Origin of the sequence: Streptomyces sp. NPDC060028 (genome assembly GCF_042736725.1) — a bacterium.
Classification (GTDB): Bacteria; Actinomycetota; Actinomycetes; order Streptomycetales; family Streptomycetaceae; genus Streptomyces.
The window spans coordinates 49,083-63,931 of record NZ_JBHWVJ010000033.1 but is presented as its reverse complement, the minus strand read 5'-3'; the positions used below and the strand labels follow the sequence as shown (position 1 = coordinate 63,931).

At 70.1% G+C, this 14,849-nt stretch carries 16 protein-coding genes; 4 read left to right on the top strand and 12 right to left on the bottom strand.

Annotation, left to right across the window (positions count from 1 at the left end):
* The 7 genes from ACFWBF_RS18605 to ACFWBF_RS18575 form a co-directional block, all read right to left on the bottom strand.
* On the bottom strand, positions 1-753 hold the full coding sequence (locus ACFWBF_RS18605; protein WP_385602588.1) for a TetR family transcriptional regulator: 753 nt from the start codon (positions 751-753) through the stop codon (positions 1-3).
* A gap of 11 nt (positions 754-764) precedes the next feature.
* A complete protein-coding gene (locus ACFWBF_RS18600) occupies positions 765-1,193 on the bottom strand; it encodes a thiol-disulfide oxidoreductase DCC family protein (RefSeq protein ID WP_385602585.1) in 429 nt (142 codons plus the stop codon).
* A gap of 3 nt (positions 1,194-1,196) precedes the next feature.
* A complete protein-coding gene (locus ACFWBF_RS18595) occupies positions 1,197-1,601 on the bottom strand; it encodes a hypothetical protein (RefSeq protein WP_385602582.1) in 405 nt (134 codons plus the stop codon).
* Positions 1,602-1,698: 97 nt separating this feature from the next.
* Entirely contained in the window at positions 1,699-3,450 is a 1,752-nt protein-coding gene (locus ACFWBF_RS18590) for a hypothetical protein (protein WP_385602579.1), read from the bottom strand.
* A 212-nt stretch (positions 3,451-3,662) separates the two neighbouring features.
* The gene (locus ACFWBF_RS18585) at positions 3,663-4,307 is read right to left on the bottom strand and encodes a Uma2 family endonuclease (RefSeq protein ID WP_385602576.1); all 645 of its coding nucleotides are present in this window, start codon (positions 4,305-4,307) and stop codon (positions 3,663-3,665) included.
* Positions 4,308-4,382: 75 nt separating this feature from the next.
* Positions 4,383-5,144 (bottom strand): alpha/beta fold hydrolase, encoded by a 762-nt coding sequence (locus ACFWBF_RS18580; protein WP_385602573.1) that lies wholly within the window; start codon positions 5,142-5,144, stop codon positions 4,383-4,385.
* Positions 5,145-5,183: 39 nt separating this feature from the next.
* Entirely contained in the window at positions 5,184-5,732 is a 549-nt protein-coding gene (locus tag ACFWBF_RS18575) for a hypothetical protein (protein WP_385602571.1), read from the bottom strand.
* Positions 5,733-5,825: 93 nt separating this feature from the next.
* Here ACFWBF_RS18575 and ACFWBF_RS18570 point away from each other — a divergent pair, with 93 nt between their 5' ends.
* Together ACFWBF_RS18570 and ACFWBF_RS18565 are read left to right on the top strand one after the other, a co-directional pair.
* A complete protein-coding gene (locus ACFWBF_RS18570) occupies positions 5,826-6,188 on the top strand; it encodes a hypothetical protein (protein ID WP_385602568.1) in 363 nt (120 codons plus the stop codon).
* Between the two features lies 1 nt (position 6,189).
* Positions 6,190-8,373 carry a DUF4132 domain-containing protein gene (locus tag ACFWBF_RS18565; RefSeq protein WP_385602565.1) on the top strand — a complete coding sequence of 728 codons (2,184 nt, stop codon included), beginning with the start codon at positions 6,190-6,192 and terminating at the stop codon, positions 8,371-8,373.
* A gap of 69 nt (positions 8,374-8,442) precedes the next feature.
* On the opposite strand, the gene ACFWBF_RS18560 is transcribed toward ACFWBF_RS18565, so the two are convergent.
* From ACFWBF_RS18560 to ACFWBF_RS18540, 5 genes are all read right to left on the bottom strand, one after another.
* Positions 8,443-9,210, bottom strand: a complete 768-nt coding sequence (locus tag ACFWBF_RS18560) for a succinate dehydrogenase iron-sulfur subunit (RefSeq protein ID WP_214946746.1) — start codon at positions 9,208-9,210, stop codon at positions 8,443-8,445.
* A complete protein-coding gene (sdhA, locus tag ACFWBF_RS18555; RefSeq protein ID WP_385602562.1) occupies positions 9,210-10,964 on the bottom strand; it encodes a succinate dehydrogenase flavoprotein subunit in 1,755 nt (584 codons plus the stop codon). Before sdhA ends, ACFWBF_RS18560 begins: the two co-directional genes overlap by 1 nt.
* A gap of 23 nt (positions 10,965-10,987) precedes the next feature.
* Positions 10,988-11,470: a succinate dehydrogenase hydrophobic membrane anchor subunit gene (locus ACFWBF_RS18550; RefSeq protein WP_385602559.1), complete on the bottom strand. Its 483-nt coding sequence runs from the start codon at positions 11,468-11,470 to the stop codon at positions 10,988-10,990.
* A 5-nt stretch (positions 11,471-11,475) separates the two neighbouring features.
* Positions 11,476-11,856 (bottom strand): succinate dehydrogenase, cytochrome b556 subunit, encoded by a 381-nt coding sequence (sdhC, locus tag ACFWBF_RS18545; protein WP_385234051.1) that lies wholly within the window; start codon positions 11,854-11,856, stop codon positions 11,476-11,478.
* A 152-nt stretch (positions 11,857-12,008) separates the two neighbouring features.
* On the bottom strand, positions 12,009-12,614 hold the full coding sequence (locus tag ACFWBF_RS18540; RefSeq protein WP_385602556.1) for a 2-oxo-4-hydroxy-4-carboxy-5-ureidoimidazoline decarboxylase: 606 nt from the start codon (positions 12,612-12,614) through the stop codon (positions 12,009-12,011).
* 390 nt (positions 12,615-13,004) lie between these two features.
* On the opposite strand from ACFWBF_RS18540, the gene ACFWBF_RS18535 reads away from it, so the two are divergent.
* Together ACFWBF_RS18535 and ACFWBF_RS18530 are read left to right on the top strand one after the other, a co-directional pair.
* Positions 13,005-13,748: an RNA polymerase sigma factor gene (locus ACFWBF_RS18535; RefSeq protein ID WP_385602654.1), complete on the top strand. Its 744-nt coding sequence runs from the start codon at positions 13,005-13,007 to the stop codon at positions 13,746-13,748.
* Positions 13,748-14,806, top strand: coding sequence for a hypothetical protein (locus ACFWBF_RS18530; RefSeq protein WP_385602553.1), 1,059 nt, complete (start codon positions 13,748-13,750; stop codon positions 14,804-14,806). Before ACFWBF_RS18535 ends, ACFWBF_RS18530 begins: the two co-directional genes overlap by 1 nt.
* The last annotated feature ends 43 nt before the right edge of the window (positions 14,807-14,849 follow it).

The window sequence follows — 14,849 nt, the reverse complement described above, 5'->3', positions numbered from 1 at the left end:
TCAGGCCCGGTCGGGGCCGGGGCCGGGATCGGGGTCGGGGTCGGGGTCCGAGGCGCGCTTCCTGGAGACCGCCGTCTGGGCCATGCCGGGCAGGAAGTCCGCGAAGAGCTCGTGGACCTCGCGCACCAGCGGGCGCAGCACGCGGAAGCGGGCCAGGACGATGCCCCGGGTCGTGAGCTGCGCGCCGCGCTCGGCGAGGCGGCGGGTCTTCTCGCTGTTCGGTGAGCGGTCGAAGACCCAGTAGAGGACCAGGCCCATCTGCGAGAGCCACATCAGCTCCGGCAGTACGTCGGCCAGTTCCTCGGGAACCTTGGTCTTCGCGCCCGCCAGCACCTCGCGGTGCATGTCGATCGCCTGCTTGCGCGCGGTCTCCGACTCCGGGGAGAAGGGGCTGAGCGGGCTCTCCGGGTCCGCCGCGTTCTTGAAGAACTGCGAGGCGAACTCGTGGTAGGGCGCGGCGATGTCCAGCCAGCTCGTCAGTACGCCCGCGAGCCGCTTCTGCAGGTCGCTCTCGCTGGCCAGGATGGGCCGGACCGCCGCCAGGTGGGCGGCGCCGATCCGGTCGTAGAACCCCTGGACCAGGTGTTCCTTCGACTCGAAGTAGTAGTAGGCGTTGCCGACCGATACCCCGGCCTCCTTGGCGATGCCGCGCATCGTCGTCTTGTCGAAACCGCGCTCCTGGAAGAGCCGGAGCGCGGTTTCCAGGATGAGCGTGCGGGTCTGCTCACTCTTGGGAGCCTTCTGATCAGTCACGGTGCACGAGCCTATCGGGGCGCGGAACACTGCTCGTCACAGGCCGGTTCATCGTCGTCCGCGACGCCGCTCCCGTCCCGTACGGCCTCCCGCCACCTGGCCGCCGTGAACATGGCCGCCCTGGCGAACGGCCGTCCGGCCGGGGTGGCGAGCCAGTTCGCCCTCGGCCGGTGCTCGGCCAGTGCCCACAGGCACACGATGAAGGCGTCGGTTCCGGTCCACACCTGCCCGGCGTCCCCGATGACGGTGATCTCCCGCAGCGTCGACGCGTGGTCGAGCTGCGGGAACTGCCGCTGCGCCTCGAAGGACGCGGCGGGCACCAGCCGGAGCGGCACCAGCCAGGGCTGCGCGAGCAGCCAGTGCCGGATGTGGACGCAGAGCGGGCAGTTCGCGTCGTACAGGACCGTGAGGCGCCGGGTGACCGGCGCGCCCGGGGCCATCGGTCAGGCCCCGGCCGGAGCGGTCCACCCCTGCGGGGCGACCGGCGGGGTCTGCTGGCGCTCCATGATCCCGCGGCGCCGCATCTTGCTCAGCACCCAGACGTTGCACAGGTGCATGAAGCCGAGGACGAGCAGGACGACGCCGAGCTTGACCGACAGTGCCTCGAAGAGGCCGCGGGCGGTGTCGATCTCCTCGCTCGAGCGCAGGTACAGGGTCACGAAGCCGATGTTCACGAGGTAGAAGCCGACGACGAGGAGCTGGTTGACGGCGTCCGCGAGCTTCTCGTTGCCCTGGAGGACGTCGGCGATGAAGATGCGCCCGTTGTGGCTGAGCGTGCGGGCCACCCAGACGGTGAGCCCGATGCTGATGAGCAGGTAGATGACGTACGCGACCACGGTGAGGTCCATTGCCCTCAGCCCCCTTGAACGTGTTCAACTCGATGGCAGGACTGACTGTAGACCTGTTTTTGAACAAGTTCAAGCAATGGGTTAATTGGCTCGAGGCCTACTCGGCATCGCAGGTCGTGGCCTCGGATCCAGTCGGTTCCGTAGACCTCGTGCCAGTGCTCTCGCCCTTCTTGCCCGCCTCGATGGGCGCGTGGCGCCGCCGTTGAAGCTCATCGCGTTCAACGTCCGGGATCGTCATCGACTCGGCGAGCACGGCGGCGAGCGCGTCCACTTGAGTGGCGCCGAGGTCAGCGTGGAAGAGCCACCGGATGTTCTCGTCGCGCGTGATGAGGTCGATCGCCAGGCGCCCGCTTCTGTCCTGTGTGGTCGCTGCTCGGACGTATCGCACCCGGTCAATCGGGATGTCCCGACGGATCTCGCCTTGCTCAAGGAATGCGTTCGTCTTGGCCGTGATGATGCGGCGATCCGTGACGGCGACCAGTGTCTTTGCCGCCACCTTGTCCCTCGCTGCCGCCACCTTCTCCTTCGCTCCGCCGAAGATCGCAGAAATCGGACCGAGAGCATCGAGCTGATCGGGAAATCCGAGGACACGTAGGGTCTCACCGTCCTCGAGGAACCATCGCAGGATGCGAAGGTACGACTCGAGATCCAGCGTTTTGGGTGCGCAGACGACACCCGGAGCCTCGAGCGGAGGGGCTGGCGGACGGAGAGCATCGGCAAGAGGTTCGATCGCCTCCAGAAGACGGGCGGAGGTTTGGCGGGCTGCAATCGAGTCCCTCCGCTTCCCGGGCAGTGGCAGTGTGTCGCGTCCGGGGAGCTCGGCGATGATTCGCAGCTCCCGCGTCAGCGAGTCGACGAGGCTCGTCGTCTCGGCGAGAGCGGAGTCGAGCTCCTTGCCGGTGTGGCGCGCAATGGCGTCGACGAGCCGGGCCTCGCCGGCGTCTTCGGGTCCGGCGGCTCTCGCCCGCGCGGCGTGGAGCGCCTGGTATCCGGTCCATGCCTTGACGGAAGACAGGAGGGCGTTTGCGTCGAAGAGGATTGCCTCGGCGTTCTTCTCGAGATACTCACGGCGGCCATGTGTGTCGACCCGAGGGATCTGCCGGATGTGATTGCCGACGTTCAGTCGGTACAGGTCAAGCTGCTTACGCAGCGACGCTTCACTACCCGTGACGGTGTCCCACAGGGACGTCGGGACCGATCCGACCTCTCGCGCCTGGTCAACTGCGCGATCGACGGTGGCGACGAGCGCCCTCAGCTCGGCCCACTGCTCGTGGCGGATGGTCGTGAGTACCTGGCTCGTCAGCGCGATGTTGGTTCTGACGAGGCCTGTGACCTCACTCAGTTGCATCTGAAGGGCGACCATGGCCAGTGCCGGCCCGATCGTGGCCGCGATCTGCGCCGCGCTCACCGCAGTCAACGGGAAGAAGCGGGCCTGAGCAGTGAGGCGGCCACTGGAGGAGAACACTGCTCCGAGGTTCGCGCCATCCTTGATGGCGAGCTTTCCGCCGGCCTTCAGCAGGGCCTGTGTCGCGTCGCTGATCCTGTAGAGCCCCTGCACGCTGGCGAATGCGTTTCCGAGGTTGCCGGCAACGGTCGTCGTGTTTCCGATCGAGGCGAGGACTGTGGAGATCTGCTTGCGGTCGGCGGCCGAGACGAGCCCGAAGTCGATCACATCGAGCTTGAGTTCCGCCGGGACCTCACCGAAGACGACAGCAACCCCTGGGAGCACCTCCGCCAGGACCATCGATGCCGTCGTTGAGTCGCTGTCCGAGTGGGGTGTCGGATCGTCCGCAACAGGTGAGTCGGCGGTATTGCTCTGGCCGCTCTCCTCAGGCTCGGCGATCTCCATCGAGTCCGAAGGGTCCTGCATGCGGTTTCCTCCCGGCGGGGGCGCGCAACGGCCAGACGTCGTCGGCGTTCACTGCCGAACTCTACGGCTCGACGCCCTGCGGTTCAGCCCGAATCCACCGGGCTGATTCCGGATCGGATGGTGCCAGGCACGGGTGCACACGGCGGCGCAGAACCGCTCCCGGCGGCGCTTGTCGGCCCCTCCGAGGAGAACTAGGCCTCCGGAGGGGCGGGCTTCGTCGTCTGGGGCCGGCCCGCCGTCAGGAGCTCGTCCACGTCGAGCGTGACCTTCGCGCCGAGGGTGTCGGGCAGGGTGACCAGTTCGCCGGATGCGTACACGCGGTGGCTGCCGTAGTCGCCGTTCTGCGGGTCGGTCAGCACGTGGATCCGCTGGTGCTGACGGTTGACGATGACGTAGATCGGGACCATGGCGCTCGCGTAGGCGCCGACCTTGGACCGCAGGTCGGTGTTGTAGTTGCTCGACGTCACTTCGAGGACGAGACGGAACACCACGGGGTCGTAGCAGTTGTTCTTGACGAGGTGTTCATCGCTGTCCGCGTCGACCACGACGAGGTCCGGGATGGCGTAGTCGTCCGGCCCGGCGGGCAGCCACAGCCCGATGCCCTGGTGCACCTCCGTCTCGCCGTCGTCCAGTCCTGCCGCGACGAATGGGCGCGTGATCTTGTTGAGCACCCTGGAGTGGGGCAGGTCCGCGGGCGGCGTCACGGTGAGCTGGCCTCCGATGATCTCGACGCGGTAGCCAGGGGCCTGCTCCATGAGCCTGTTGGCCGCTTCGAGGAGGGTCAGCGGCCGGTCCTCGTTCGGGTACGCGGGGTACTCGACGGGTGCTGCGGACATCTCGGGCCTCCCGTGGGCTGGGTCGAGGGCATCATCGTAGGGCGGTGGCAGCCCCGCACGCCGGAAGCGGATCCTTCACCGGATCGTGTGCAGGAACTCCAGCAGCAGCTGCGTGATCTCCCGCGGGCGCTCCAGCGAGGGGAGGTGGCCCGCCCACGGCAGTTCCACGTGGGTGGCGCCGGGTACGAGGGACGGCAGTTCGGCCGCGATCAGGCGGAAGTCCGGGGCGTCGTGGGCGCCGCCGACGGTCAGGGTCGGGGCCGTGACCGCGGCCAGGTCGAGCTCCGGCTCCGGGAGCTCGTGGGATCCGGCGCCGGCCGCCGCGCCCTCGAAGTTGCGCAGCTGCATGGCCCGTACGAAGGCCCGGGTCTCCTCGTCGGCCTCCGGGCCCAGCCAGTGGCGGGCATTGAGCGCGGCCGCGCCCGCCAGGTCCCCGGCGTCGAGGAGGGCGTCCTCGGCGGCCCCGAACTCCCGCAGGCCGGGGCTCGGCCGGTGCCCGGGGCGCCCGGGGCACAGCAGCGCCAGCGCGTCCACCCGCGTCGGCTCCAGCGCGGCCACCGTCAGCGCGACCCGGCCGCCGTAGGAGGACCCGACGAGCACGGCCCGGCGGATCCCGAGGTGGTCCAGCAGGTCGAGTACGTCCCCGTGGTCGCTGTACGGGGCCTCGGCGGCGGGGGAGTCGCCACAGGTCCGGAAGTCCGCCCGGACCACCCGGTGGCCGGCCGCGGCCAGGGGCGCCCACTGGGGGTCCCACATCCGCCGGTCGCAGACGGAGGAGTGCAGCAGTACGACGGCCGGCCCGTCCTGGGGCCCGGCCACGTCATGAGAAATGATCATCAGGCGATCGTCCCGGACCGCGGCCCGGGACGCCACCGATCACATGCTCAGCGAGCGGGCGTAGTTGAGCTGGTTCATGACCCACGTGTACGTGTTCGGGTCCGTGGCCGGGATCATCGTGGAGTGGTGGCGGCCGCCGCTGTTCACCGTGATCTGGATGTAGCCCGTGGTCTTCTTCTCCTTCATCAGGAGGAACAGCAGGCCGAGCAGGCAGAACAGGAAGAAGATGATGGCGAGCACGATCGCGTGCGCCGGGATCTTCTCCTCCGTGCGCGAGAGGTCGGTGGCGTTCCACATCGCGCCCCTGAGCGGCATCGAGCCCGACGGGGTCATGATCTGGTCCCCCACGACGGTGATGTCACCGAGGGAGAAGCCGGAGCCGCCGTGCGCCTGGGCCGGCGGGGTCACGGGGGCCGGGAGGCCCGCTCCGGCGATGGTCGGCTGGTAGGCCGGGGGCTGCGGGTAGCCGTAGCCGGGCTGGCCCGGCTGCGGGTAGCCGTAAGCGGGCTGGCCCGGGCCCCACTGGTAGTCGCCCTGACCGCCCTGGCTGGGGTCGCTCGCGTACGGATTCGGCTGCTGCTCGCTCATATGGGGGATCCTTCCACAGCGGGCGCGGGTGCTGTAGCCCGGCCTCGGGGCCGAACTGCCCGATTGTCAGTGGCCGCTCCTAGTGTCAGGCACATGGGAAGCGTGATGTTCGTCGACGAGACGACCGGTGGGGGCCGCAGCGACGGCTGGGAGATGGAAATCGCCGAAGAGCGGCTCGCGCTGCGCGAGTTGATCCGGCGGCGGATATTTCAGGAGGTGGCGGAGTCCGCGGCGCGGGGTTCCGGCGCCGGGAAGCACCGCCTGGTGCGCCCGGCCGCCCCGGGCGGCCGGGTGGATCCCGAGGCACAGACGGCCCTGGCGCTCAAGGCCTTCGAACGCAACGGCTTCCTCGTCCTGGTGGGGGATCGTCAGATCACCGGTCTGGACGAGGAGATGGACCTCCCGCTCGGCACCGAGGTCACCTTCCTCAAGCTCGTCGCACTGGTGGGTGGCTGACATGGCGGTCGACCTCGACGAAGCGACCCGGAAGGCCTTCGAGCAGTTGGGGCGGACCTATCACACCTACGGCGACGGCTGGTCCACGCGCGTGCAGGGCGAGCTGGCCGCCGGGCGCACCATACCGCCCGCCGCCGTGGCCACCCTGCGGCGCAGCGCACTGATCTCCTACCGCGTCGGCGAACTACACGCCGCCGTCGGGCAGTTGAGCGAGCCCGTCCTCAACGTCGGCGAGCTGTGGGCCGACGAGGCCATGGCCGACGGGCGCTGGACCGCGCTGCTCGCCCACGCCGCCACCGCCACCACCGCCCGGCCCGGCGCCAGGTGGGAGAAGACCGCCCGCGCGCTCATCGAGGACACCGGAGCCGGCCCCGACGCCCTGCGCGAGGCCGTCACCGGCTGGCTCGCATTCGTGGACCGGCCGCGCACCCTCCCCCTGACGGACACCTGGTACGAGAACCAGCTCGACCCCTACAACGCCAACGCGCTGCGCGGACTGGCCTGGCTGCTGCCGCTGCTGCCCGCGCACCCCGGGATACCGCGCGCACTCGGCAGGCTCGTCGAGACCTGCCTGCGCAAGATCCCGGGGCTGGGCCCGCGCAACCCCAAGCTGGCCAACGCCGGTGTCGTCTCCCTGTCCCGGACCGAGGGCGAGGCGGCGCTCGCCGAGCTGGCCCGGCTGGCGAGCCGCGTGACGTTCAAGGGCACCCTCAAGATCATCGACACGGCCCTGGAGGCGCGCGCCGAGGCGCTCGGGCTGAGCCGGGAGGAGATCGAGGAGCTCGCCGTGCCCGCGTACGGCCTCACGGAGCCCGGGCGGGCCGAGTTCCCCTTCGGGGAGGCCACCGCCCTGCTGGAGGTGCGCGGGCCGAAGGCGGTGCTGTCCTGGCGCAATGCCGCGGGCAAGGCGGTCAAGGGCGTCCCCGCCGCAGTCCGCCAGGACCACGCCGAGGAGCTGAAGGAGCTCAAGGCGGCGGTCAAGGACCTCGACAAGATGCTCTCGGCCCAGGCGGAGCGCCTCGACCGGCAGTTCCTCGCCCGCCGCACCTGGACCTACGGGGTCTGGCGCGCGCGGTACCTGGACCACCCGCTGGTCGCCACCCTCGCCCGCCGCCTCGTCTGGACGGTCGCCGGCACCCCGGCGGTGTACGACGGCACCGACCTCCGCGGGATCGCGGGCGACCCCCTGTGCCCCGCCGCCGACGCCGAGGTCCGGCTGTGGCACCCCATCGGCCGGGAGGCCGCCGAGGTCGCCGCCGTGCGCGACCGGCTCGAAGGGCTCGGCATCACCCAGCCGTTCAAGCAGGCCCACCGCGAGGTGTACCCGCTCACCGACGCCGAGCGGAACACCGGCAGGTACTCCAACCGCTTCGCCGGCCACATCCTGCGCCAGCACCAGTTCCACGCCCTGGCCGCCGCCCGCGGCTGGCGCAACAAGCTGCGCCTCGCCGTGGACGACTCCGTCCCGCCCGCCGTCCGCGAGCTTGCGCAGTGGGGGCTGCGCGCCGAGTACTGGATCGAGGGGGAGGACAGCGGGGACCACTACGGCGACACCACCGGATCCGGCAGCCATCTGCGGCTGAGCACCGACCAGGTGCGCTTCTACCCGATCGACGCCCCGCAGAACCGGGCGCACTGCGGAGGCGGCGGGTACACCATGTACCTGCGCGACGGCCGGGACCCGGTCGAGCCGCTGCCGCTCACGGAGATACCCGAGCTGGTGCTCAGCGAGGTGCTGCGCGACGTGGACCTGTTCGTCGGGGTCGCCAGCGTGGGCAACGACCCCACCTGGTCCGACGGCGGCCCCGAGGGCCGGTTCCGCGAGTACTGGACCTCGTACGGCTTCGGCGAGCTGAGCCAGGGCGCCGAGACCCGCCGGGCGCTGCTGGAGCGGCTGGTGCCGAGGCTGGCGATCGCCGGCCGCTGCACCCTGGATGGCCGGTTCCTCCACGTCAAGGGCGAGCTGCGGACCTACAAGATCCACCTGGGCTCGGGCAACATCCTGATGGAGCCGAACGACCAGTACCTGTGCATCGTGCCCAAGGCCGGCGACTCCCCGGACGCGGGCTACCTGCCGTACGAGGGCGACCGGACCCTGGCGGTGATCCTCAGCAAGGCCGTGCTGCTCGCGAAGGACACGGAGATCACCGACCCGACGATCACCAGCCAGATCCGCGGGCGCTGACACGCCGAGGGCCCCGCCCCCGGAACGGATCCGGGGACGGGGCCCTGCGGCACTCCTGCGACGACGGAATCAGAAGCGGCGCGTGATCAGCGCACGCTTGACTTCCTGGATCGCCTTGGTGACCTCGATGCCACGCGGGCACGCGTCGGTGCAGTTGAAGGTCGTGCGGCAGCGCCACACGCCGTCCTTGTCGTTCAGGATCTCCAGCCGCTGCTCGCCGGCCTCGTCACGCGAGTCGAAGATGAAGCGGTGCGCGTTGACGATCGCCGCCGGGCCGAAGTACTGGCCGTCGTTCCAGAACACCGGGCACGAGGACGTGCACGCGGCGCACAGGATGCACTTGGTGGTGTCGTCGAAGCGCTCGCGGTCCTCGGCGGACTGCAGGCGCTCGCGCGTCGGCTCGTTGCCCTTGGTGACCAGGAACGGCATGACGTCCCGGTACGCCTGGAAGAAGGGCTCCATGTCGACGACGAGGTCCTTCATCACCGTCAGGCCCTTGATGGCCTCGACCGTGATCGGCTTCTCCGGGTTGATGTCCTTGATCAGCGTCTTGCAGGCGAGCCTGTTCTTGCCGTTGATCCGCATCGCGTCGGAGCCGCAGATGCCATGCGCGCACGAGCGGCGGAAGGTCAGCGTGCCGTCGAGGTCCCACTTGATCTTGTGGAGACCGTCGAGCACGCGCTCCTTCGGGTCGATCTCGATCTGGAAGTCCTGCCACTGCGACTCGTCCGAGATCTCGGGGTTGAAGCGGCGGATCCGGAAGGTGACCGTGATGAACGGCGAGGCCGCGGCCGCCGCCTCCATCTCGTCCGTCTTGGACAGGGTGGGGGTAGCCATCAGTACTTACGCTCCATCGGCTGGTAGCGGGTCGTGACGACCGGCTTGTAATCGAGCCGGACCGAGTCCGAGCCGTCGGCTCCGACCTCGCGGTACGCCATGGTGTGGCGCATGAAGTTGACGTCGTCGCGGTTCGGGTAGTCCTCGCGGTAGTGACCGCCGCGGGACTCCTTGCGCGCCAGCGCGGACACGGCCATGACCTCGGCCAGGTCGAGCAGGTTGCCCAGCTCGATGGCCTCCAGCAGGTCCGTGTTGAAGCGCTTGCCCTTGTCCTGGATGGAGACGTTCTTGTACCGCGCGCGCAGCTCCGCGATCTTCTCGACCGCGGTCTTGATCGTCTGCTCGGTACGGAACACCATCACGCAGGCGTCCATCGTCTCCTGGAGCTCCAGGCGCAGGTCCGCGACCCGCTCGTTGCCCGTGGAGGCGCGCAGCTGCTCGACGAGGTCGCTCACCTGCTGGGCCGGGTTCTCCGGCAGCTCGACGTAGTCGTTGGCGTGCGCGTACTCGGCCGCGGCGATGCCGGACCGCTTGCCGAAGACGTTGATGTCGAGCAGCGAGTTGGTGCCGAGGCGGTTGGCGCCGTGCACCGACACGCATGCGACCTCGCCGGCCGCGTACAGGCCCGGGACGACCGTGGTGTTGTCGCTGAGGACCTCACCCTGGACGTTCGTCGGGATGCCGCCCATGGCGTAGTGCGCGGTGGGCTGGATCGGGATCGGGTCCGTGTACGGCTCGATGCCCAGGTAGGTGCGCGCGAACTCGGTGATGTCCGGGAGCTTCGCGTCGAGCTGCTCCGGCGGGAGGTGCGTCAGGTCCAGGTACACGTGGTCACCGGCCGGACCGCAGCCGCGGCCTTCACGGATCTCGGTGTAGATGGAGCGCGAGACGACGTCACGGGACGCGAGGTCCTTCATGACCGGCGCGTACTTCTCCATGAAGCGCTCGCCGTCCTTGTTGCGGAGGATGCCGCCCTCACCGCGGGCGCCCTCCGTCAGCAGGATGCCCATGCGCCAGATGCCCGTCGGGTGGAACTGGAAGAACTCCATGTCCTCGAGCGGCAGACCGCGGCGGTAGCAGGCCGCCTGGCCGTCACCCGTGAGGGTGTGCGCGTTGGAGGTCACCTTGAAGAACTTGCCCGTGCCGCCGGAGGCGTAGATGACGGACTTGGCCTGGAACACGTGGATCTCGCCGGTGGCGAGCTCGTACGCGACCACACCGGCCGACTTCTTGACGCCGTCCTCCTCGACCAGCAGCTGGTCCAGGACGTAGAACTCGTTGAAGAACTCCACGCCCTCCTTGACACAGTTCTGGTAGAGCGTCTGGAGGATCATGTGACCGGTGCGGTCCGCGGCGTAGCAGGACCGGCGGACCGGCGCCTCGCCGTGGTTGCGCGAGTGGCCGCCGAAGCGGCGCTGGTCGATGGTGCCGTCCGGCGTGCGGTTGAACGGCAGGCCCATCTTCTCCAGGTCGAGGACCGCGTCGATGGCCTCCTTCGCCAGGATCTCGGCGGCGTCCTGGTCGACCAGGTAGTCACCGCCCTTGACCGTGTCGAAGGTGTGCCACTCCCAGTTGTCCTCTTCCACGTTGGCGAGCGCGGCGGCCATGCCGCCCTGCGCGGCGCCCGTGTGGGAGCGGGTGGGGTAGAGCTTCGTCAGCACGGCGGTGCGGCTGCGCTTCGTCGACTCGATGGCGGCGCGCATACCCGCGCCACCCGCGCCGACGATGACGGTGTCGTACTTGTGGATCTTCATTGGTTTCGCCTCAGCCCCGTTGCCTAGCGGATGTTCGGGTCGAAGGTGAAGATCACCAGCGTGCCCAGAAGGATGGTGAACACCGTGGCGGTGTAGAGCAGGCCCTTCAGCCACAACCGGGTGCCCGGGCGCTCCGCGTAGTCGTTGACGACGGTGCGGAGGCCGTTGGCGCCGTGGAGCATGGCCAGCCACAGCATCAGCAGGTCCCAGACCTGCCAGAACGGGGACGCCCAGCGGCCGGCCACGAAGGCGAAGCCGATCTTGGAGACGCCGCCGTCCAGCACCAGCTGGATCAGCAGGTGGGTGATGACCAGGACGACCAGCACGATGCCCGAGAGGCGCATGAAGAGCCATGCGGCCATCTCGAAGTTGCCGCGGGTCGTGCGCGGCGTCTTGCCGGTCCGCTTGCGCGGGGCTTCGATGTACGGCGCCGGGCTGTCGACGTCGTAGAGGGAAACGCCCTCCACGTCACCGATGGCCTGAGCGGAAGAAGTGTCAGAAGACATGCGTGTCACTTCCCGAACAGTTCAAGGTAGGCGTGGTGCAGGACGGGGTACACGGCCCCGGCCATCAGCACGATCCAGATGCTCACGACGGTCCAGAGCATCTGCTTCTGGTAGCGCGGGCCCTTGGACCAGAAGTCCACGGCGATGACACGCAGACCGTTGAGCGCGTGGAAGAGGATTGCGGCGACGAGGCCGTACTCCAGCAGCGCGACGATCGGCGTCTTGTAGGTAGCCACCACGTCGTCGTACGCCTCGGGGGAGACGCGGACGAGAGCGGTGTCAAGGACGTGTACGAACAGGAAGAAGAAAATGAGGACGCCGGTGACTCGATGAGCCACCCAGGACCACATTCCTTCCCGGCCGCGGTACAACGTTCCAGCCGGCACGGAAAACCCTCCGGAAGCGGGGCGGGGGCCAGCCGGCTTCTCTGTCGGTCGGGCCCGGCCGGGTACGGTCCTCCGGCCCCGGACATCGTAGCGACGCTTTGTCGGTTCCTTCGCGCGGGGGCCATCGGTGTGATCAAACAGGCTCGGACGGACTATCCCACAGGGGCGAATAGCCCGAATTCAGCCGCAGACACCCCATCCGCCGACGTCAGCCAGTGTGTCAGGTCGGCGAGCCGGGCCTGCGCGACGCGGCGCAGCTCGTCCGCGGAGATCGAACGCTCCTCGTCCACTTCGTGACCCATCCGACGCCGGATCGCGGCCAGGAGTTGATCGGCCTGCTCCTCGGGGGTGTGTCCGTCGAGGCAGATCACGAAGGCGTGGCCGAACTTGCGCTCGTACTCCGCCTGGGCGGCGTCGAGGGCGAGGAGGGCGGCGTACGAGGCCCCGTGCTCCAGCTCCGCCGAGGTCTCGCCGGCCAGCGCCTCCGAGAGGTCGGCCTGGGAGAGGTCGTACGAGGCCTCGTCGGCGGCGGCGAGCAGAGTGTCGAGATCGGGGTAGGGGCGGTGTGCGGCCACGCGCTGGGCCCAGCGGGCGCTGCCGCAGCAGTGCAGCAGGATGGAGCGGGCGGATTCGGGGGACAGGGCGTTGAACCGCGCCAGTCCCGATCCGTGAGGAGGGGCGGAGCTTCCGCGGGCCTGTGCCGGAAGGTGGCTGGACAGCGGGGGGCTCCTCGGGGCGCGGCGCGGGTGTATCGCCACGCTATCGACGCGGGGCGGGGTGTGTCGTACGCATCCTGGGTTTTCACCCGGAAGTGAGCCGAAAGGATGACAAGGCCGCGTGGAGAAGCACTGGAGGGCGGGCCCGGGGCAGCGCCTGGGGCAGGGCCCGGGGAAGAGCCCGGCGAAGAGTGCGGGGAAGAGGAGGGCGACCGAGGCCGCCACCCCCCACAGGAGAGGCCCCGGCCGCCATCCGACACGGACTCGTGCGACAAGCCCGTACCCCTGTCAGCGCCCCGAGTGCGTTTTGTGTCACACCTCGCTCCGCGCAGGATTGGTTGCTGGTTGTACAACGCGTGGACGAGAGGTACTTGAAAGCCGTAACGTGCTGATTTGCGCCACACGTACAGGACAGTGAACGGGTTGGGGACTTTGCTGGGGGACGACGCGGAGCTGACCACCGCGGTGCTCGCGGCACAAGACGGCGACGAGAACGCGTTCCGTTATGTGTACCGCGCCGTGCACCCACGCCTGCTCGGGTACGTCCGCACGCTCGTCGGAGACGGCGACGCGGAGGACGTCACCTCGGAGGCCTGGTTGCAGATATCCCGCGACCTCGACTCCTTCACCGGTGACGCCGACCGCTTCCGCGGCTGGGCCGCCCGGATCGCACGCAACCGCGCCCTCGACCACATACGCATGCGCGGCCGCCGCCCTGCCATCGGCGGCGACGAGACCGAGCTGACGGGCCGGGCCGCCGACTGCGACACCGCGGGAGAGGCGATGGAGGCCCTGTCCACCGGCCGGGCCATGGCCCTGATCGCCCAGCTCCCCCAGGACCAGGCGGAAGCCGTCGTCCTGCGCGTCGTCGTCGGTCTCGACGCCAAGACCGCCGCCGAGACGCTGGGCAAGCGGCCCGGCGCGGTACGCACCGCCGCGCACCGGGGCCTGAAGAAACTGGCCGAGATGATAGGGGCCGACGGCGGGTTCGAGCCGGGCTGGGAGGCGGACTCGGGATACGGATCCGCGGTCGGCCATAATGCCGGTGGCCAGCCACGGCACGGCGCGGGCGGGATCGATCTCGACGCCGTGCCGGCGCAGCGCGGCCGAGGCGGGGGTCTCGTGGAACAAACCGGTGTGACGCATTCACGTTGGCGGACGCAGAAGGACATGTGATGGCCGACGAGCGCAACAGGTGGCTGGACAGAGCCGCGGCGGAACGACTGCTGCGCGGAGAACCGGCCGGACCTGGTGCCGATCACCCTGCCCGCGCACGGGCCGAGCGCCTGCGCGCCACCCTCGACGAACTCTCCGGGCCGGCGCCTCACACCGGCGCCGAGCTGCCCGGGGAGGCCGCCGCGCTGGCCGCTTTCCGCGCGGCGCGCGGCACGGCGCCCGCCGCCGCCCCGGTCCGGTCCGATGCCTTCGGCGCCGGGGAACCGGTGGTGGAGCTCAGCCCGTGGCACCCGGCCGCCGCGCACGCGTCCGCACCCGCCGCCGGTTCCGCAGCTGTTTCCCCGGCGGGCGGCCGGCGCATGCGGCCCGTGCGGTTCGGGCTCGCCGCCGCCCTGGCCAGCGTCGCCTTCGGCGGTCTGGCCGCCGCCGCGGGGGCCGGCCTGCTGGACGGGCCCCGGCACGACACCGCGGGACCCGCCCCGGCGGTGTCCGTGAGCTCCGGCGACTCGCCCGCCCCGGACGGCGCGGGCCCGGACCCGACCCTCACCCCGGGGTTCCAGCCGTCGTCGCCGCGCGGCGGCGACGGCGTGAGCGGCACCCCGGGTACCGGCGCCGCGCCGGGCACGGGAGACCGTACGACGCCCGGAGGCGGCGCGGTCGGGGGCGGCGGAACCGGGACGGAACCGTCCGCGAACGGGGCGGCCACCGCGGGCAAGGACGGCGGCACCAAGGACCGCTTCCTGGACGGCGGCACCGCCGCCAAGGACCGGGAGAACCGCCTGCGCGCGGTGACCCTGTGCCAGGACTTCCGGGCGGGCCGCCTCAACGACGAACGCCGCGAGAAGCTCACGCGGCTGGCCAACGGGCTCACGCGCATCCCGCGCTACTGCGAGTCCCTGCTGGCCGGGGCCGCCGACGGCGCCACACGCAGCGACGCGCCGGGCGCTCCGGGCGCGGACCCCGGTCGCACCGACCAGGGGGGCGGCGTACTGCGGGCCCCGACGCTCACACCGGCGCTGCCGGCGGACGGTTCGCTGCTGCTGCGCGCCCGCCACTGAACGGGTATCGGACAGTGGCGTGAAACATTCGCAGGGGCGGCTG

What these genes read in the sequence shown, in the direction of transcription:
- ACFWBF_RS18600 (WP_385602585.1), bottom strand. Translation starts at nt 1,193, where the DNA reads ATGGCCCCGGGCGCGCCGGTCACCCGGCGCCTCACGGTCCTGTACGAC.
- ACFWBF_RS18595 (WP_385602582.1), bottom strand. Translation starts at nt 1,601, where the DNA reads ATGGACCTCACCGTGGTCGCGTACGTCATCTACCTGCTCATCAGCATC.
- ACFWBF_RS18590 (WP_385602579.1), bottom strand. Translation starts at nt 3,450, where the DNA reads ATGGAGATCGCCGAGCCTGAGGAGAGCGGCCAGAGCAATACCGCCGAC.
- ACFWBF_RS18585 (WP_385602576.1), bottom strand. Translation starts at nt 4,307, where the DNA reads ATGTCCGCAGCACCCGTCGAGTACCCCGCGTACCCGAACGAGGACCGG.
- ACFWBF_RS18580 (WP_385602573.1), bottom strand. Translation starts at nt 5,144, where the DNA reads ATGATCATTTCTCATGACGTGGCCGGGCCCCAGGACGGGCCGGCCGTC.
- ACFWBF_RS18575 (WP_385602571.1), bottom strand. Translation starts at nt 5,732, where the DNA reads ATGAGCGAGCAGCAGCCGAATCCGTACGCGAGCGACCCCAGCCAGGGC.
- ACFWBF_RS18570 (WP_385602568.1), top strand. Translation starts at nt 5,826, where the DNA reads ATGGGAAGCGTGATGTTCGTCGACGAGACGACCGGTGGGGGCCGCAGC.
- ACFWBF_RS18565 (WP_385602565.1), top strand. Translation starts at nt 6,190, where the DNA reads ATGGCGGTCGACCTCGACGAAGCGACCCGGAAGGCCTTCGAGCAGTTG.
- ACFWBF_RS18560 (WP_214946746.1), bottom strand. Translation starts at nt 9,210, where the DNA reads ATGGCTACCCCCACCCTGTCCAAGACGGACGAGATGGAGGCGGCGGCC.
- sdhA (WP_385602562.1), bottom strand. Translation starts at nt 10,964, where the DNA reads ATGAAGATCCACAAGTACGACACCGTCATCGTCGGCGCGGGTGGCGCG.
- ACFWBF_RS18550 (WP_385602559.1), bottom strand. Translation starts at nt 11,470, where the DNA reads ATGTCTTCTGACACTTCTTCCGCTCAGGCCATCGGTGACGTGGAGGGC.
- ACFWBF_RS18530 (WP_385602553.1), top strand. Translation starts at nt 13,748, where the DNA reads ATGGCCGACGAGCGCAACAGGTGGCTGGACAGAGCCGCGGCGGAACGA.